The organism is Streptococcus sp. 1343 (genome assembly GCF_013277355.1).
GTDB lineage: Bacteria > Bacillota > Bacilli > Lactobacillales > Streptococcaceae > Streptococcus > Streptococcus pseudopneumoniae.
The window spans coordinates 1-4501 of record NZ_VMMT01000050.1 but is presented as its reverse complement, the minus strand read 5'-3'; the positions used below and the strand labels follow the sequence as shown (position 1 = coordinate 4501).

Annotated in this window: 1 protein-coding gene and 1 pseudogene; both read right to left on the bottom strand. The window is 40.1% G+C overall.

The features are described from left to right. Positions 1-3286, bottom strand: a 3286-nt coding sequence (locus tag HT709_RS07710) for a DUF1542 domain-containing protein (RefSeq protein WP_172925649.1), incomplete at its 3' end; no start/stop codon positions are given. Between the two features lie 726 nt (positions 3287-4012). Next, positions 4013-4501: pseudogene (locus HT709_RS07705) on the bottom strand (hypothetical protein); the annotation flags it as partial.

Sequence of the window (4501 nt, the reverse complement as noted above, 5' to 3'; positions counted from 1 at the left end):
TTTCACCTGCTGTTTTAGCTTCGGCTACTTTATCAGCATCTGCTGCTGAGTCAATCTTAGCTTCGGCTGCTGCTTTCGCCGCATCTACTGCTTGTTCTTTCTCAGCACGTTGTGCTGCTGTTAAGCTCTTATCTGCTGCGATGGCTGCTTTTTCTGCTTGCGCTGCTTTTTCTAAGTCTGCTTTGGCTGCATTCTTAAGAGCTTCTAAGTCACCTGGTGTGTGGACTCCTGCAATAGCTGTTTCACCTGCTGTTTTAGCTTCGGCTACTTTATCAGCATCTGCTGCTGAGTCAATCTTAGCTTCGGCTGCTGCTTTCGCCGCATCTACTGCTTGTTCTTTCTCAGCACGTTGTGCTGCTGTTAAGCTCTTATCTGCTGCGATGGCTGCTTTTTCTGCTTGCGCTGCTTTTTCTAAGTCTGCTTTGGCTGCATTCTTAAGAGCTTCTAAGTCACCTGGTGTGTGGACTCCTGCAATAGCTGTTTCACCTGCTGTTTTAGCTTCGGCTACTTTATCAGCATCTGCTGCTGAGTCAATCTTAGCTTTTTCTTCAGCTAATTTAGCTTCCAAGTCTTTGACTTTTTGCTCTTTTTCTGTCGATGTGAGGCTGGTGTCTGCATTGATTTCTGCCTTCTCAGTTTCTGCTGCCTTATCTAAGTCTGCTTTAGCTTTGTCCTTTCCTACTGGATTGATTGCAGTTACTTCAGAAAGTGCATCTGCTTGGGCTTGATCAACGTCACCTTGATTTTTAGCTTTCTTAGCTTTCCTAATAGCTTCGCCTGCTTTTCTGACAGCTTCCGCTACTTCTTCCTTGGCTGCATTTTTTTCGTCTTCTGATAATTTATCATTATCCTCTATCTCAGCCATTTTTATTGCTGCAGCTTCTGCTATGGCATCTACCGCCATGTCTGTTCCTATTGGATTCACATCGTCTATAGCTTTAGTTCCCTCATCTTGAGAGTTGGCAACCTCATCTTGGGTTTGAGCATTCGTAATGGCTTGTGTAGCTTTGTCCGCTTCCGCTTGGGCTTGTTTCTTAGCCGCCTCTTTTTCTGCAGGACTTAACTTGTTATTGTTGTCAATCGCTTTTTCTTTTTCTTTAAGCTTATCTTCTATTGCTTTTGTAGCTTTGTCTTTTCCTACTGGATTGATTGCATTTACTTCAGAAAGTGCATCTGCTTGGGCTTGATCAACTCCATCTTGATTTTTAGCTTTCTTAGCTTTCCTGATAGCTTGGCCTGCTTTTGTGACCGCTGCCTCTAGTTTTGCCTTGGCTGCATTTTTTTCGTCTTCTGATAATTTATCATTATCCTCTATCTCAGCCATTTTTATTGCTGCAGCTTCTGCTATGGCATTAACTGCATTCTCTGTTCCTATTGGGTTCACATTGCCTATAGCTGCAGTTCCCTCAGTTTGCTTATTGGTAACCTCATCTTGAGAGTTGGCATTCGTAATAGCTTGCTTAGCGTCCTCTGCTGCTTTCTTCGCTGCGTCCTTAGCTTTGTCTTTTTCGGCCGGACTTAACTTGTCATTGTTTTCAATCGCTTCTGCTTTTTCTTTAAGCTTAGCTGCTATTGCTTCCTTGGCTTTGTCCTTAATTTTCTGACCTTCATCTAATTTTTTCCACTGTTCTACAGCCTCTCCCACTACTGTTTTGTAATCACTAGTACTAGCTCCAGAATCAATCTTCTCCTTAATTTCTTGCAATTTTGCTTCATAAGCAGCCTTGGTTTCAGGAGTAGACCATTTTGTATCTTCTTCTTTTTGTTGGGTTAATTTATCATAAACTTTTTGAGATAAGTCCTTAGCTACTTTGCTAGTATCCTGAGTAACTGAAAACTCTGTTCCAACAACTGGTAGAGCATAATGTTCCCAATTAATTTGGTATCCCATACCTAGACGTTGATTATCAAATGAACTAATACTAACTGTATAATCAGTATAGCCTTTAGGTATATCAATTAGTTTACTCTTAAATTTTCCAGGAGTACCATTTGGTCTATTTTCATTTTTTTCTAACTCAGTATTATAATTAGATTTGTCTTCATCTGAACGTAACTTGCTAAAATATTCTTTAACAGTACCGTCTGTTGCTTTCGTTACTGTCATTTTGTCATTTGTTAAATTTTTAGAAGGATCAAACTCAACTGTATAAAGTGTCATTTCTGTACCATCTTTTTTAGCTTTCAGTTCAACTTTATACTTTGCTTTCTTCCCATCAATATCTCCAGTATATCCTGTTTTAAATTCAATAGTTACTTCTGACCCTACCTTTTGTTCATAAACTTTAAATGTTTTTTCTATCCCATTAAAGCCCTTCAAACCTCTAGCAATACCTTGACCTTCATCTGTAGGCATATATTTTTTGTCATCAAATGTTTCTTCAGATTGATTTTTTTTAGTTCTTACCTTGGATAAAAAGAGTGCGTATTCATTGGTACGATCAAACACAGACTCTCTAACCCACGTCCAATTATGGGTAGTATCCCTTCCAGACGAATGTACCGTATTCACAGTCTCAATAGGAAATACCCCGTTAGTTGTCTTTCTTGCAACACCAAATTTTCCTTCTATGCCATCTGCTGAAACTGCCTTCCAACCACCAAATTCATTAAATTCCATCACTTGACCCGGAGATATATTTTTACTATTACCGACCTCGTCTATTTTAGCAAGTTTTTTCTCATTCTCTACTGTTGGAAGCAATTCTTTTAATTTCATTGCCAATTCCTCTACACTTGCATCATCCCCTGGAGCTTCATAAGTCTGATGTGCATCTGGGTCGTCATCGGTTGCAGTCGCTGGTGAGGCAGGGTCTGCTTCACGTCTTTTACGTACTTTTGGCTTGCTGCTTGCTTCTTCTAATCTTGTACCTTCACCTTCAGATTTTGGAGAGCTAGAATCCCCACTCACAGAGTTTTCATCCGATCGAGTCTTTGTTGTAGTTTCGCTTCTTTCAGATGAGTTGGCTTCTTCCTCTTTGGTCCCTGGATGACTTTCTTGCTTGCCTTCATCCCCTGCTTCAGTATTGGTTGCAGATCCTTGTTCCTTTGCAGCAGGAGCAGCGTAGGTTGGCTGCTGTTCCTCTGATTTTTTCTCTGTTTCCGAATCCTTATCAGCTGTCACCTCCTCATTTGACTGTACGGCCTGCGCTTCCGCAGCAGATACCGCTCCACTTCCCATAAAGAGATAGAGTGCCGCCACGGCTACCGAGGCCGCTCCAAAACTAACCTTCCGAATCGAAAAACGTAATTGTTTTTCTCTATCGTCCTTCTCACTATAAAACATATTAGATGTTCCCCTTTTTAGTTTAAATTTTTTCAAGTGTAATTACTGAGTCCATAACTGTAACACAATGCAAAGGTTTGCCTTGTGAATCAAAAATGCACTCAATCATTCAACCTGATATGACTAAACTATTATACCTTAAATTACTTTAAAAAGATAATCATTTGACTTCTTTATCTCACTTAAGTATCAAGAAAAAGACAGCCTATCCATATATATATATATATGGATAGGCTGTACAAAGCTATTCTATCAAGCTTCCTGACGATTCTGTCTTGAGAAACATATACAAATCAAGTTTTATTACAATTTGATAACATTTTAGTTACGGTTTGTTTCGAAGTGTTTCCCCCTGATGTTAAGCACATCAAATGCTAATTGATAAAAACAAATCCTAGCATTGTATCATTAAAAAGCCGCTCTTCTGTAGTAGACACGCCATACCCTCTTTTTAATCATTTATGGATAAAACTAAATCATAGGCCAGTTTATAGATTCTAACCCCTTGCTTAGGGATTCTTATAGATTAGATTATTAGCTAGCCAGCTCCAGTTTTTCTAAGATCACTACTTCTCTTAGGCTTACTTGATTTACAAATGACCTAACTAGCTAACTCCGAAATCACTGTATTTTATCGAACCCTATCTAGGAGATAGAGAGTTACAAAAAACTCCAACCACGGCTTGCGAACCTCTTCTTTGCTGGTTTCTCTGTATTTTTTAGGGCTTATTTGTATTTTTTCAATAGCTCCTCAAACTCAGCGACGGTTATGCCCAACTGCTGGCTAGCAACCTCAGAAGTCAGAAGACCTTGGCGGACTAGATTTACTAAACCTACTTTTAATCCCTGTTCTAATCCCTGTTCAAGCCCCTCTGCACGACCTCTCTCCAACCCTTTTTCTTCAGCTTGTTCCAAGGCATAGTCCTGTGCTAATAAGGCTTGTTCTTCTCGCATACGTAGTTGACTAAACATCTCCCTGTCCTCCTCGGACCAGCTCTTGTAATCCAGCAGTTGGTCTGCTTGGCTGATGGCTCGCTCAGGTTCTTGGGTAAAGGGTTTATTCCCGAAAAACTCCAACCATGGCTTGCGAACCTCGTCTTTGCTGGTTTCTCTGTATTTTTTTAGTTCCAAGAATGCCATCTTAACCAGATGGTTTTCCTGTCCATTGTTTGTAATTGTTAAAACCTCACCTGTCCTATCCTCTCGCATACTAAA